Source organism: Flavihumibacter solisilvae (assembly GCF_000814475.1).
Taxonomy (GTDB): Bacteria; Bacteroidota; Bacteroidia; order Chitinophagales; family Chitinophagaceae; genus Flavihumibacter; species Flavihumibacter solisilvae.
This window is the reverse complement of the sequence record NZ_JSVC01000008.1, coordinates 38,559-53,612: the sequence shown is the minus strand read 5'-3', so window position 1 is coordinate 53,612 and position 15,054 is coordinate 38,559. Positions and strand designations below refer to the sequence as shown.

13 protein-coding genes are annotated in these 15,054 nt (G+C 46.7%); 5 read left to right on the top strand and 8 right to left on the bottom strand.

Annotated features, from left to right (window positions below; translation table 11 throughout):
- The first annotated feature begins 1 nt into the window (after position 1).
- The 4 genes from OI18_RS07365 (at position 2) to hemN (ending at position 5,397) form a co-directional block, all read left to right on the top strand.
- Entirely contained in the window at positions 2–1,516 is a 1,515-nt protein-coding gene (locus tag OI18_RS07365) for a DUF1501 domain-containing protein (RefSeq protein ID WP_039138574.1), read from the top strand.
- A complete protein-coding gene (locus OI18_RS07360) occupies positions 1,513–2,928 on the top strand; it encodes a c-type cytochrome domain-containing protein (protein WP_039138571.1) in 1,416 nt (471 codons plus the stop codon). The genes OI18_RS07365 and OI18_RS07360 overlap by 4 nt, the downstream gene beginning before the upstream one ends.
- A 31-nt stretch (positions 2,929–2,959) precedes the next feature.
- Positions 2,960–3,934, top strand: coding sequence for a nucleoside hydrolase (locus tag OI18_RS07355; RefSeq protein ID WP_205410001.1), 975 nt, complete (start codon positions 2,960–2,962; stop codon positions 3,932–3,934).
- 71 nt (positions 3,935–4,005) lie between these two features.
- On the top strand, positions 4,006–5,397 hold the full coding sequence (hemN, locus tag OI18_RS07350) for an oxygen-independent coproporphyrinogen III oxidase (RefSeq protein WP_039138569.1): 1,392 nt from the start codon (positions 4,006–4,008) through the stop codon (positions 5,395–5,397).
- A 20-nt stretch (positions 5,398–5,417) separates the two neighbouring features.
- On the opposite strand, the gene OI18_RS07345 is transcribed toward hemN, so the two are convergent.
- The 7 genes from OI18_RS07345 to OI18_RS07315 all read right to left on the bottom strand — a co-directional run bounded on the left by OI18_RS07345 (position 5,418) and on the right by OI18_RS07315 (position 12,978).
- Entirely contained in the window at positions 5,418–6,704 is a 1,287-nt protein-coding gene (locus OI18_RS07345) for an acetyl-CoA hydrolase/transferase family protein (RefSeq protein ID WP_039138567.1), read from the bottom strand.
- Positions 6,705–6,725: 21 nt separating this feature from the next.
- Positions 6,726–7,157, bottom strand: coding sequence for an RrF2 family transcriptional regulator (locus OI18_RS07340; RefSeq protein WP_039138565.1), 432 nt, complete (start codon positions 7,155–7,157; stop codon positions 6,726–6,728).
- Positions 7,158–7,160: 3 nt separating this feature from the next.
- Positions 7,161–7,484: a metal-sulfur cluster assembly factor gene (locus OI18_RS07335; protein WP_052272968.1), complete on the bottom strand. Its 324-nt coding sequence runs from the start codon at positions 7,482–7,484 to the stop codon at positions 7,161–7,163.
- Positions 7,465–8,571: a cytochrome C oxidase subunit I gene (locus OI18_RS07330; RefSeq protein WP_240312734.1), complete on the bottom strand. Its 1,107-nt coding sequence runs from the start codon at positions 8,569–8,571 to the stop codon at positions 7,465–7,467. Before OI18_RS07330 ends, OI18_RS07335 begins: the two co-directional genes overlap by 20 nt.
- Positions 8,572–8,714: 143 nt before the next feature.
- Positions 8,715–9,518, bottom strand: coding sequence for a DUF2249 domain-containing protein (locus OI18_RS07325; protein ID WP_039138563.1), 804 nt, complete (start codon positions 9,516–9,518; stop codon positions 8,715–8,717).
- Positions 9,515–10,486: an iron-sulfur cluster repair di-iron protein gene (ric, locus tag OI18_RS07320; RefSeq protein WP_039138562.1), complete on the bottom strand. Its 972-nt coding sequence runs from the start codon at positions 10,484–10,486 to the stop codon at positions 9,515–9,517. The genes OI18_RS07325 and ric overlap by 4 nt, the downstream gene beginning before the upstream one ends.
- A gap of 134 nt (positions 10,487–10,620) precedes the next feature.
- A complete protein-coding gene (locus OI18_RS07315; protein ID WP_039138561.1) occupies positions 10,621–12,978 on the bottom strand; it encodes a TonB-dependent receptor domain-containing protein in 2,358 nt (785 codons plus the stop codon).
- A gap of 133 nt (positions 12,979–13,111) precedes the next feature.
- On the opposite strand from OI18_RS07315, the gene OI18_RS07310 reads away from it, so the two are divergent.
- Positions 13,112–14,362, top strand: a complete 1,251-nt coding sequence (locus tag OI18_RS07310; protein WP_039138560.1) for a hypothetical protein — start codon at positions 13,112–13,114, stop codon at positions 14,360–14,362.
- On the opposite strand, the gene OI18_RS07305 is transcribed toward OI18_RS07310, so the two are convergent.
- Entirely contained in the window at positions 14,283–15,050 is a 768-nt protein-coding gene (locus OI18_RS07305; protein WP_039138559.1) for an ABC transporter permease subunit, read from the bottom strand. The genes OI18_RS07310 and OI18_RS07305 overlap by 80 nt on opposite strands.
- Positions 15,051–15,054 lie beyond the last annotated feature (4 nt).

Genomic DNA, 15,054 nt, shown 5'->3' with positions numbered 1-15,054 from the left:
GATGACACAAAAAGAACTGCATAACCAGCGACTGGTCAGGGAAGCGCAGGCAGCTGTACTGCGCATGCACACCCGGAGGCATTTCATTAAAGAAAGTGCAATGGGACTGGGAGCTTTGGCGATAGGTTCACTCCTGGGCGGATGCATGGGCAAGTCCGGCAATAATGTAACAAGCGGAGTCGAGTTTGACCCTGCACGACCGCTGCTACCGAAGGCGCCGCCATTTGCCGGCCGCGCGAAAAGCGTGATTTACCTGCATATGGCCGGGGCACCTTCACAACTGGAACTATTCGATTATAAGCCTGAGCTTATGAAAATGGATGGCCAGGATTGTCCACCTTCATTACTGGCAGGAAAGCAGTTTGCTTTTATCACCGGTGTTCCCAAAATGCTGGGTCCACAGGCAAAATTCTCGCAGCATGGACAATCGGGTGCATGGATCAGTGAACATCTTCCGCACTTTTCGACACTAGCCGATGAAGTGTGCTTTCTTAAAGCAGTTAAAACAGACCAGTTTAACCACGCGCCGGCACAATTGCTGATGCACACTGGCAGCGCAAGATTGGGCAGGCCAAGTATGGGCAGCTGGGTTACCTATGGATTGGGAACGGAGAACCAGAACCTGCCGGGATATGTCGTGCTAACGAGCGGAGGCAATTTCCCCGATGCCGGGAAAAGTGTGTGGGGAAGCGGCTTCCTGCCCTCTGTATACCAGGGTGTGCAATGCCGCAGCGAAGGCGACCCGGTTCTCTTCATCAACAATCCTGATGGCATGAGCCGGGATTTAAGGAAGGCTTCAATCGACGCCATCAATGAAGCCAACCAGCAGGAATATACGACCTACCAGGACCCTGAGATCTTATCCCGGATTTCCCAGTATGAAATGGCCTTCCGTATGCAGATCACGGCGCCGGAAGTGATGAACATCAACGATGAACCGGCATATATCCACGAAATGTATGGCACCAAACCGGGCAAGGCCACTTTTGCCAACAATGCATTGCTTGCCCGCAAGCTGGTGGAAAAAGGTGTTCGTTATGTACAGCTGTTCGACTGGGGATGGGATGCCCATGGCGATAATGAAAGCAACTCCCTTAATATCGGGATCATCAACAAATACCGCAGTATCGATAAGGCAATGACCGCGCTCCTGCTCGACCTCAAACAGCGTGGGCTGCTCGAGGAAACCCTGGTAGTGTGGGGCGGAGAATTTGGTCGCACCCCAATGATGGAAAACCGTAACGGTCTCCAGAACCCGTTTAAGGGCCGTGATCACCATACGGAAGCCTTCACCATCTGGATGGCAGGTGGAGGCGTGAAAAAAGGATTCAGTTATGGTGAAACTGATGAGATCGGCTATTACGCAACGTCAGGTTCAGTGGAAGCTTTTGATATCCAGGCAACCATACTCGACAGGCTTGGGTTTGACCATGAAACATTCACATATCCGTTCCAGGGAAGACCGTTCCGCCTCACCGATGTCGGCGGAAGGGTCATAAATGAAATACTTGCATGATAGTGCTGATATCCATACCCGGTATACTGGGCCATCTTCACCCGGTCATCGTCCATTTGCCCATCGGGATCCTTTTATTGGCGTGCCTTTTTGAATTAATTTCCATGAGACCGCGGTACGAAAAGCTTCAACCTGCGGTTTCCCCGATGCTCTTCATGGGAGCGATGGGTTCAGTCATGTCCTGCATATCCGGGTATTTCCTTTCGCTCAGTGGTGAATACGATGGCTCATTAGTTGCTTCACACCAGTGGGCAGGAATTGCGACTGCTGCTGTCGCCCTCTTGTATGTGTTTTTAAGAAATAAAGTTGCGATTCCATTGCGTCTATCTGTTGCCGTTATAGTATGCGGCCTGATAACCTTTACCGGTCACCTGGGCGGTTCACTTACTCACGGTTCCGACTACCTGGCTGCAGGATGGACTGATGTTGGCGGCAGTACTGTAAAACGTGCCCCCATTCCGGTTATTGAAGAAGCTGCCGTGTATGCAGACCTTGTACAACCAGTTCTGGCGGAGAAATGCTATAACTGCCATGGGGCAGGTAAACAAAAAGGAAAACTTCGCCTGGACCAGCCGGATTTCATCCTGAAAGGCGGAGAGAGTGGAAACACGATCCTGTGGGGGAAAGCAGCAGAAAGCGAAATGATCAGCAGGATGCTGTTGCCTGTGAATGATGACGACCATATGCCCCCGAGAGAAAAACCGCAGCTTACAGCCGCCGAAGTGGAATTGCTGAAATGGTGGATCAATTCTGGCAATAATTTCACGCAGAAAGTAAAGGAACTTCCCAGCGATGAGAAAATGAAACATATCCTGCTTGCACTTCAGTCAGGCGATAACGGGTCCACTACGGCATTGGCCGCAGATAAGATTATACCCGAAGCACCGGTTGACGCTGCCGATGCAGTTGCAGTTGACAAGTTGAAAAAAGCAGGTGTTATGATTGTGCCTGTTGAGCGAAACAGTAATTACCTGTCCGCGAATTTTGTAACTGCTGCAAACGGGGCTGATTCAATTATCGCACTGCTTAGCCCGTTGAAAAAACAACTTGTTTGGCTAAAGCTTGACAACGCGGGAATAACTGACGAGTCATTAAGCCTGATCGGCGATTTCCCTTCACTCAGAAAGTTGCAACTCAGCAATACTGCTATCACCGACAAGGGACTGTCGAAGCTTCAATCTCTTCCGGAACTGCAGTCGCTTAACCTGGTTGGCACCGGGGTTACGGCGAAAGGACTCCAGGTCCTGCAGCAATCCAAAACCCTGCGTTCGCTCTACCTGTACAAGTCAAATGTTAAAAAGGAAGATTACGCCGGGATAAAAAAGATGTTTCCTAAGGTTGATGTGGACTCCGGGAATTACGTGGTACCCACGTTCATGACGGATACGACAGTTGTTACAGGTAAAAAATAAAGATTTCAAAAAAGCCAAACTGCGATTGAAGATGAAATTATACTACCTGGCATTGATACTGCTGGCAGGCTGTGGTGGCAACCACATGACGAAAGAGGCTCCTGTAGCAATTATTTTTGATACTGACATCGCTCCAGATTACGATGATGTGGGCGCGCTTGCCATGCTTCATGCATTTGCAGACAAAGGTGAGGCGAAGATCCTTGCAACCATATCATCAAACGCTGCGGAAACCACGGTGCCAACCATAAGTGTGATCAACACTTATTTTAAGCGGCAGGACATCCCGGTTGGGGTGATCAAACTTGACAGTCCCAACCTATTCTGCGAACGGCTCTGGGCGCAGAAGATCGTTAAAGAATATCCCCATAATTTCAAATCGAACAATGATGCCCAGGATGCCGTTTCTGTATACCGGAAATTACTTGCATCACAACCTGATCATTCAGTGACGATTGTTACTGTAGGAACTTTCAGCAACATGCCAGGATTACTTGACTCAAAAGCGGATGAGTTCAGTGAACTAACGGGCAGGCAACTGGTCGAAGTGAAAGTAAAGCAACTGGTTTCCATGGCCGGTGCGGTGGATAGTACCGGCAAGGGAGGTAATGAATTTAACATCCGTGCGGATATACCGGCAGCACGAAAGGTTTTCTCCGAATGGCCAACACCAATCACGTTGACGGGACTTGAGATAGGGATCAGGATCATAACCGGCATGACATTGATCAATAACAACAACATTCAAAACAGCCCGGTTAAAGACGCCTATTACCATGCCATGTCGTATGATGGTAATAACGAGGGCCGATACAGCTGGGACCAGACAGCAGTATTGATTGCAGTAAGAGGGCTACAACCTTATTTTAACTATAGGGAACTAGACTTTATTATTGAAGACGATGGCACTAACCGCGTTGTTCCGGGAAGGAAAATAAAATATGCCACATTCAATCAAACGCCTGGGGAAATCACGAAAGTTATTGAAGAGTTAATGATGAAGTAATTGATCATTGTCCTGTAACAGGCTGACACAGGTCATGAATTATCAGGTGAAGCAAATCGATTTTTGCTTCAATGAAAAAGATTACTGTTGATCCCAGCCTGGTTCGAAAGTACAACCAACCGATACCGCGGTATACGAGCTACCCGACAGTTCCGTTCTGGAACAGTGGGATTGATCCAGTCGCCTGGCAATCAAAGTTTTCGGAGCAGTTCCGGATCAACAATGCTGCCACCGGCATAAGTATTTATGTGCACCTGCCTTTTTGCGAGTCACTATGCACTTATTGTGGCTGCAATAAAAGGATCACCAAAAATCACTCTGTAGAGGAAGAATACCTGCTGGCAATAGAAAAGGAATGGAAGTCATATCGGAAGCTAATGGGTCAAACGCCCGTGATCAGGGAGATCCACCTGGGTGGCGGCACTCCTACGTTCTTTTCCCCACGTAACCTGAAAAGGCTGATTGAGTTCATGCTTAAGAACAGCATTGTACATTTTGACCATGAGTTCAGTATAGAAGGTCATCCTAACAATACCACCCCTGAACATCTTAAGGTGCTTTATGACCTGGGATTTCGTCGCATCAGCTATGGTGTACAGGACCTCGATCCTGAAGTACAGCGGATCATCAACAGAATCCAACCAATTGAAAATGTACAAAAGGCCACGGAACAGGCCAGGTCAGCTGGCTTCAAATCCGTCAATTTTGATCTCATTTATGGGCTTCCTTTACAGGACCTTGGCAAGATTGAAAATACTGTCCGCCAAGTGATCGGGTTGCGCCCGGACAGGATAGCGTTTTACAGTTATGCGCATGTTCCCTGGACCAGCAAAGGGCAGCGGTTGTTCAATGAGTCGCACTTACCCGGCGCCGAAGAAAAAATAAATCTTTATCTCCGGGGAAGTGAATTGTTTCGTGAAGCGGGGTTTGAAGATATTGGCATGGACCATTTTGCCTTACCCCATGATGAACTGTTCAACGCGAAAAAGTCCGGCAAACTGCATCGGAACTTCATGGGATATACGACCCAGAATAGTGGCCTGTTATTGGGACTAGGGGTATCAGCGATCAGCGACCTTGGCAATGCATTTGCACAGAATGACAAAACGCTGAGTACTTATTATCATGCGGTGAATGAAGGAATTTCACCGGTACAACGTGGCTATTTTCTGAATAGTGAGGACATTGCTTTCAGGAAGTACATCAAAGATATTTCATGTAAAGGCCAGACTACTTTCTTACCTGAGCACCTTGCCCTACTTGAAGCCTATTCGTTCCCTGTATTAACGGGCATGAGGAATGACGGGATGGTTGAGTATGACTCCAATCAACTGAAACTAACCGGTACCGGCCATTATTTCCTGCGAAACGTGTGTGGAGCATTCGATCTTTTCCTCCAACGCGAAAACCAAAAAAAAGATAACATATTTCTTTCGGGGCAGACTTTCAGTAAAGCGATCTGATTAACAGGTAGAGGACTGGATCAATTTGTATTATACCGCTCATAAAAAGCCTTTTCAAGTGATTCGCGGTGATCGGGATGGGCAATGCTGATCAGTGCCCGTCCGCGTTGTTTAAGGTTCATACCAAAAAGATTGACCAGACCGAATTCTGTCACTACCCAGTGTACGTGCCCCCTGGTTGTCACCACCCCTGCTCCCTGTTTGAGGAAAGGCACGATGCGGGTGTGTCCCTTCGAAGTAACGGATTGCAGGGCAATGATAGGTTTGCCACCTGCCGATAAGGATGCCCCGCGGATGAAGTCCATCTGGCCACCTATCCCGGAATATTGATAAGTGCCCATAGAATCGGCACAAACCTGGCCGGTAATATCAATTTCGATTGCACTGTTGATGGCCGTAGCCTTCGGGTTCTGGCGGATGATACTGGTATCATTTACGTAAGAGATATCCATCACCCGAACTGTAGGATTGTCGTGCACAAAGTCATACAACTTTCGTGTGCCGAGCATGAATCCGGTCACCGAGCGGCCGACATTTAATTTCTTCTTCCTGTTATTGATCACTCCATTCTCAAGCAAAGGCAAGACGCCATCTGAGAGCATCTCTGTATGGATCCCAAGGTCCTTATGACCATGCAGATTCTGCAGCACCTGGTCGGGAATGCTTCCTATTCCCATCTGGAGTGTTGCGCCATCTTCAATAAGCGAGGCCACGTTTTTCCCGATCTGCCTGACAGCATCATTTACTTTGGCGGAATAATCAACTTCCGGTAACTCGCGCTCCTCCCATACCATTGAGCTGATCCGGTTCACGTGCAGAAATCCGTCACCGTGAGTCCTGGGCATTCGGGGATTGACCATTGCGATCACGACTTTGGCGGTGTCAACAGCGGCCCTGGCGATATCAACAGAAGTTCCCAGGGAGCAATATCCGTGCATGTCCGGCGGGGAAACCTGGATCAGTGCCACATCGATAGGCAGGATGTTGTTCCGGAACAACCGGGGAATCTCACTAAGAAAAATGGGAACATAATCACCGTCAACACTGTTACTGACCGACCGTGTATTGGCAGAAACAAAAAGTGAATTAAAAAAGAAGCTCTTCTTGTATTCAGGGTTGTCGAAGTCCAGGTCACCAATATTGGTGATACTGACCATTTCAACCTTCTCAAGCTCTTTGTGCCGGCTATGCAATGCTTCAACAAGGCTGACAGGCGTGGAAGCACTGCCGTGAATAAAAACCCTGTTGTTCGATGAAATCACCTTTACGGCTTCCGCTGCAGAGATATAATTTGGTTCCCTGGTCATGTATCAAAGTTTATGAATTTCTCAGCTTGAAAGATATGCCAGCCCGTTGTTAACGGGCTCACAGAGATCAATGACCCTGCTTTTCGTGAACAGTTTTTCCAGGATATCGCGCGCTGTTTTGTACTGGTCATGCATCGGGCATGGATGTTTAGCCGAACACTTCTTCAACCCCAATCCACATCCGCGAAAAACTTCGTTGCCGTCAATTGCATAAACGATATTTATAACCGGCTGCCTTAACTGCTCTTTCGTAACGTAAAATCCACCTGATGGTCCTTTTACGCTATTTATGAGATTTCCTTTTACTAAGGTCTGTAATAATTTACCAACTGTATGATCACTGGCATCAATAAATTCAGCAATTTCTTTAATTCCGGCGTTTGAACCCGAATCATACTTCGAGGCAAGGTAAATAACTGCCTTAATTGCATTTTTACAGGTTAAGCTGAGCATAATTCACTTATTTAGAAACATTTTCCCTTCAGCCGAGATCCTGGTATGGTCCCATGGCGGATCAAATGTCAGCAAAACACTGACATCATCATGCGGAAATGTTGATTGAAGCGCCCTGGTTACAGCAGCGGCAAGGGATTCACCCATGGGGCAAAAGCGGGTAGTCAGTGTCATTGTCAGGTAGATAGTCTTCCCCGGATCATCGAAATCAACCTGGTAGATCAGACCGAGGTCGACTACGTTCAGACCCAATTCGGGGTCGACTACATTCTGCAGGGCGGCAAGCGCGACCGTACAGAGGATTGAGTTATTTGTGATCACGTTCATGTAATACCAGCTTAAAAACATTCAGGTTATAACATAAGGCTGCGGCAACCAGTAAGCCTGATGAAATATTCAACAATACTACCTGCGAATTGAGAAGTCCGGTTAAAAACAATACGAATCCCACCAGGTAAGTGACGGACATGCCCTTGAACAGCCTGCTACTGAAAAGATCTGCAGGCTGAGGGGTTTTTACCAGCCCGGCATGCTCCTCGTAAACCTTGTTCCAGACTATGAAAGGAAGGGTTTTGAAGGTCATGCCCAGTATTATGCTGGTAATCCAGCCGAAGAATATAGTAAAGCCGTAGGCCATTTCAAGGCCGGGACGGTCCGAGGCGCCAGCTGTCAATCCTGATATAACGACCAAGATCAGTACCGGGATGAAAATCATAACTACGGACAGAACGGACAACTTCATCTGGCCGTCAACCTGCCTTCGGATCCTGGCCTGGTAAGCACAGTAGCAATACCTTACAAACAGTATAAGGGCCACAGCCACCGGTAACACAGCGAGTCTATGCATCCCATGAAATTTGAGGAACATTATTACAAATGCCACAAGACCTGTATTGATCAAAGCATAGATCCACCACAACAGCCTTGAGTTGGTGTATTTGGAAATGAAGAACATGGGCAGCAACCGTGATCCAACTCCCACCACGAGTAAAAGGAACCAGCCGATTATTCCCAGGTGCATATGCAACGACAGGAATGCCAGAGAATCCTTTGGAAGAAAATTATCCTGGAAATTGTAAACGAGCACTAAGCCGATCGCTGTTGTCGCCAGTAACCAACACGCAGCTGTAAACACGAATATGGCGTGTATGTTTTCCTGTTGACTTTTCCTGATACTGTTGGCAACATTGACTACGAAAGATAATACGCCCGCATTTACGAGTATACCACCCCATCGTGCGGGCCAGCCAAAATCAAAAATGAAAAATGCGTACACGAGCAATGGTATGCCCGCAGCAGCCAGGATAAAGGATAGTTGTGCGAGTTTCCTGCTGTATAGATTCCCCTCGATAAGCACGGGAAGCAACTGGTGACTTGAACCCAATATGATCATTGTTCCCCACCCTAATGCCATGATATGCGTTATCGCCAATAACCGGGGCTGAAAATAATGTTGTGTCAATGCAGTACCTGAACATGCAAGGAGAATCGTCGCAACCAAAAAAGAAATAGCAGCGTAAATATAAAAGGGTATAACAACAGTATGTAGTGTATTTTTCACCTGTAAATCAGAAGATTTAATTCACCTTCCCTCACTTCGTTTACACTATACCTGAAATTTCTTGAAGCGAGCTCAGGGAGAAGGTAGACCGGCAATCGCTTGTGATAAACAAACAATGCCTGATCAGCAGGCAGTTCATCAAGTGCTTCCAAAATGGTGATCATAGGAAGGGGCATTTCAAGATTCCTTACATCGATAGTTTTGGTACGACCCGAGTATATCTGCAGAACTTCATCCCATTTAAGATTACTTTCCCTGGGCTGATTAAGTGTATTCCGCTCTTCTTTGCATCTCACATAAAAAAATGTTTCTACAAGATCTTCATTTATTTCAGTGAAAAATGAACCAAACCCCTGTTTATCCAGTAAAGACACAAGGGGCTCCGGGTAAAAACTATTTACAATCTTCAACAGCTGCCCGGGTCGCAGGTTCAGGGTGTGACGCGAGATGAGGCTAAGCGGATCCTCACCTTTCTCTAAAATTTTACGGACATCGATCTCTATTATATTTTCCTTGCTGATGGTCCTGACAAAAGCAGGTATCTCTTCGTTACCGCGAAGATCTGAAGAGGCACCCGCTTCGATGTCAAAACCCAAAAGAGACAGCTTTTCATAGAATTCGGTTATACTGCAACCAGCTACTTTACAGGCCATGGTTATATTGGTTCTTCCGGCCATCAACTTGCGGAGAACAGGGTTTCTGAGCTTTTCAAATTTCGGGCTCACGCTGACAATAGCATCCAGCGCACCCGGATGGGCTTTCAGCAATGCTGCAATCTTTGTATGGCCGTTGATCCTCATTTCAGTGTACTGCTATTGTTATTCTCAAGCTTTAAAGCCTTTGGAAACAGGATATTGTTTTCGAGGTGAACATGGATATGCAAATCAGATTCAAATTCTTCGAGCATCCTGTACAGCAGGCTATAGCTGGCACAGGCGTCGGCTGGTAACGCATAGTTATGTGTCAATGACCGGATGCTCTCCAGGTGGCCGCCTGCGACCTCATGTTCCATTTCCATCATGCTGATGGGTTGCTGAACCGAATTGAAATGTGCGGCAAAGGATGGCTGGCCATCCGTGTCCCTGTGTACGAGACCTTTGATAAAGGGAAACAGGATCCGCTCTTCCTTGATCAGGTGCGTGGATAGTTCTTCGTTGATCTCTGCCACAAGTCTATTGATCACCAGCAATTCCGGGTGACTTCCTCCATGTACGCCAGCAACCTTCGCAGCGAGGCGACTCAGTTCCGGCAGGCTCTTCCTGACATAATTATGATGCGTGTTCACAATGTAATCAGCAAGGAAATCCAGCGGCCACTCATCGTACGCGAGTGATGGGATAGAGGGAGCCTGATCTGCCTGCCTGAGTTCCTGTTCAATCTTCACAACATCCAGTCCTTTTTCGGCGCAAGCCTGCTTTACAGTCTTCTTGCCTCCACAACAAAAATCAAGGCCATATTTCCTGAAGACCTCAGCCTTGCGCAGGTCCTTCGCTGCAAGCTGACCGAGTGTTTCCTCTTCAGCACCAGCTATCCTTTTGGTAATATCTACCTTCCACCACACCGGACCCTGCTCGAGGTAGTTCCAGGTAAACACATTCCCGCGTTCTCCAAGCAACTGGTAGTAGAGGGGTTTCGGGTCGTGATCGTTATGGATCGTCAGCGTTTCCCCATCCTGCAAATCGTCGAAGCGTAAAAAAATGGTGGGATGTTTTTGTCTTGGTTCAAGAAGCGTTACGTTGAGTATATTCTCTAGTGAAACATTTGACATAAAAGCACATTTAGAATTAAGTGAGGACATAAAGGTAGATGATTAGAAGTATTCAAATACTTTTATTAATCACTAATTATGCGTTCCTGACGAGAATCATGTTTTCTCAATTGAACCTATGACAACTGTCAGTTTTACCTGGTTTTCCTTAAAAAGTTTGCAAAATCATAGCTGATTCCAAGATTAAGGTTTCTCGGCTCTCCAGGTGTATAGTTATAACCCGAGCTGCTTTTACTGGCCGTATAAGCATAGTAGGAATCCGTGATATTTAAAATATTCATCCAGACCTCTATAGCCTTCCAGGAATAGCCCGCACGGAAATGGAACACGTCATGCCCTTCATAACGGACGCTATTCGTCGGATCCATGAAGTAGCTGCCGATCTTCTGCCACTCCAATCCAACCCTGAGCTTTTTGGCAAATGCAGGTCGGTACCATGCTTCCGCATTATGCATCCAGCGTGGGGCACCGTTCATTTCATTGCCGTCATATGACAATCCTTTCTCGTGAAATGTATCGAAGCGATGGCTACTTATGGCGCCATTAAAACGAATGTTGAGGCACTTAAAAGGATTTGCATTCACTCCCCATTCAACACCCTGGTGCGTTGTTTCCCCGGCATTGACATTCTGGGTGCTGCCATCATCCAGGCGCATGGAAACGATCTCATCATTTCCCTTCATCAGGTATACACTCAGATCTGCAGTCAGCTTTCCTTTCACAAGTTCCCACCATCCACCGGTTTCATAATTCCGGAATACGGATGGAGCAAGGTCCGGTACTTTCACTCCCTTATACATTTCCGTAACCTGCGGAGGTACAAAGCCCTGGCTATAATTCGCATACAGACCACTGCGTGCTGACATATTATAGGTGAACCCTATTTTAGGACTCAGCCTGTTGAACTGGTTTTTCGAATCAGGAGCGCCGCTATAAGAAGACGGAGGAAGAAAGTTATTGAAATTGTATCTGAAAAGATCGTAACGAAGCGATGTTACAAGCCTAATTTTATTAAATGGACTGGTTTCAAAATTAACAAAGGCCGCGTAGTTATTGATGTCGTTATGGTAATCTGTCAGCAAACTGTCCTGGCCCCTGTAGCTGTTATACTTCCCGGAAACACTGTCCCGGTTTATACGGATATACTCTGCGGAATAGGAGGAAGGACTAACATCAGCTGACACGCCGCCAATCAGTGCAGACTCCTTCCATTGCAGCTTTTGCCTGTGTTGTAGTATTAGTACATAGCTTTTAAACGTAGCTTCGTTCAGTTCACCATGCGCGAGATCTTTCTGTCCTTTCCATTCACCACTGGCAGTGCGGCGAAAATCGTCCTTCACAGCATACGCGGGATTTTGGCCGATTAAATTATTGCGGAATACCAGGCTTGCAGTCGACTTACTGTTTTCATTCCATGCATGCGTCAGGGTAGACCGGAATCGTTTCGCCAAAACCTTACGGAAGGTAAATGAATGCCTGCTGCTGAATGATTTGTTGATGTACATCGCACTGTCCACACCGCCGGTCATGTCACTATAATAGTCCATATAGGTAAAACTGTTTGACAAAAGTGTCTTTGTATTGAATGCATAATCAACCCGGGCAGTAAAAGTTCCCTTATGAAAGTCTGTAAATTCCATGAAGCTGTTACGCTTGTCCGCATAGTATCCGTTGACGGCAATACCCCATTTTCCCAGGGTAAACCCGGTCTGGAGTTCTGCCCGCTTATAGCCAATGCTATTGCCCTGGACTGACAATTTCATAACCGGGATTGCAGACGGCGCAGTAGTGATGAAATTAACAACGCCACCGATAGCCTCGCTGCCATATAAAGACGAAGATGGTCCCTTGATCACTTCAATACTTTTAACGGCGGACATATTCATTTCCAGCAGGGCATTGTGGTTGAATAAACCGACAGTACGGATCGGGATCCCATCTTCCAGGTACAGAAAAAGGCTCTTTGTTGTCATAGGCTGGCGAATACTCATACTATGTTGTTCATTGCCCAGATTGACCATATATACACCACTGACCTTGTTCAGGACCTGGTCGACACTGACAGGCCTGGTTTCATTGATGGTACGGGAAGAAACGATACTGACTGCTACAGGCGCCAGTGACCGCCTGACGCCTTCGCGGTTCGCCGTTACCACTACCGACTGGATTTCGCTACTGGCCTGCTGAAGTTGAATAACCGTAATGGGCGCAAGTGATGATGATCCGGGATCAAATATTACAGGCTGGTATCCAATGCAGGAAATCCTGACAGATGAACAGCAATTCCGCTTTGGCTTGAATTCAAATTCGCCCTTTGACCCCGTTGCACAGGCACAGAGGCAACCTGCGTTACATTGAACCGTCGCCCCCTGGACAGGTTCTTTAGTTGATGCGTCGATGATCTTTCCTTTGAACAGTTGTTGGGCTGAAACCTGGGTCATAACGGTGAAAAGCAGTAACACCGCGGATATAACCCTATATAGGTGTGACATAAAGAACAGATTTCATTTTGGATGTTCAAATGTATCCCGCGGGCATTCACCGTTTCATTGCAATGATCAGCTGAACGGTTGATCTTCATCAACCTTATTACTGATATGATTGCGTTTCTTTGATCCTTCATAAATGAACAACCAGCTACATAGGAATTATTTACAGAAATGGGTTCGCATTTCACTATTCAATCTTCTCGTTTTATCAGTTGCCGGTGTATTGCTTCGTGCCCTGATCCTGGTACCCGTTCCCTTCTTTAACTATCCTCATATATTGCACGCGCATTCACATTTCGCATTTGGCGGATGGGTGCTGCCGGCATTGGTGTTCATTACATTAAAGTTCTTCCCGGAAATATGTGGCAATGTAGCAGGCAGACACTGGCGAAATATCATGGCATTGATCATGCTGTCAGCCTATGGAATGCTGATCAGCTTTGCATGGCAGGGTTACGGTGTGGTGAGCATTTCATTCTCTACACTATCACTGGTTGCCAGCTTTTACTATGGTATTGTTTTACTTAGAAGTTGCGGGCATTATACATCTTCCGGATCGATCCTGTTCCTTAAAGCGGGAATCGTTTTTTGTCTCCTGTCATCGCTTGGACCATTTGCCCTTGGACCAATCAGTGCAATGGGTAAAACAGGCTCACAGCTCTATTATAATGCGATCTATTATTACCTGCATTTCCAGTATAACGGGTTCTTCACATTTATTGTGCTTGCTGTCTTGTATAAAATAATAGAGAATTCTGGCTATGCCGGCAAGTCGAAGACGGCGTTTTACCTGCTGTCAGGAGCCTGCGTACCTACATTTTTTCTTTCTGTGTTATGGACCGGGCCTTCTATCCTGTTCAACTGGCTTGGTGGTTTTGCAGCAATAATTCAGCTTTTCGCGGTAGGGATTATCCTGCGTGACCTCAAATATGTGCGCTGGAGAAATTTACCGGCAGGTTGGCTTTTATGGGTATCAATCTTTGCATTCCTGTTAAAGAATGTCTTGCAGTTGTTAAGTGCATTTCCCTGGATTGCCAGGATGGCAACGCTGAACAGTGATTATGTCATCGCCTACCTGCATCTCGTGTTACTTGGTTTTATTACAACCTTTCTCATCTGGATAATGGCCGGCACGGTATCGCCGGCTCGCAGAAGAGTATTTCATTTTGGCTGCCTGGTTTTACTGTCGGGCTTCGTGATTACTGAACTAATATTAGTCGTTCAGAAACCTGCCAGTCCATTCGCCCTGTTCTTATTCTCCCTCTTCTTTCCTTCAGGAATCGCCATGATCTGGGCGTCAGCGTGGGTTACATATCCTTCTTCTGAAAAATCACCAGTGCAGTCCAGAGGGGAATTGCAGTCCATACCAGCATCATTGCCGAAGTAAATAACACACCGGTATTGCTTCCAAAGAAGTCTTTGTATAATGCGCCTGTATATCCCATGAGCGCACTGACATCCAGTTTAAGCATGATAGAGATCCGTCCAAGGTCAACAGGATTGAGTGCTGCCAGAAGGAGGGTAAATTTTTCCATCGGGTAATCACTGAAAGCAAAAAGTATCAGCATTACCAATCCATCATAGATCAATGAAAAATAAAACCATAGCAACAGGACGGATCCTATTCCCCTGGCTTTATCTCTCGCTTTTACAGAAGCCAGGAAAGCAATTGAAGTGAACACGAGGGTCAGGCCGGCGCCGGTAAAGATCAAAGTAATGCCGGTTGGATCAGGAGAGTAAACCAGGACTGGCACCCCCACTCCAAGCAGGAAGGCCGCTATCATGGAAATGGCAACACCTGCGTATTCACTCAACAGGATCCTGGTCCTGCTGAGAGGTTGAGATAGCATAAGCTCTATGAACTCATAGGAGTTATAGTAATGAATGGTTGTGAAGATCATACTGATGAGCGGGACAACTATCAATACAATATTGAGAAGGCTCAGGATAGCCTTGCTGTGGTTCTCTTCGAGCTGGAATAAACTGAAAGATACCAGAAGCAGGAATACTGCATATGCAAGCACTACCCTGCTGCGGATGATATCGTACAAAACGTACCTGGTAAGCTTTAACATGGAC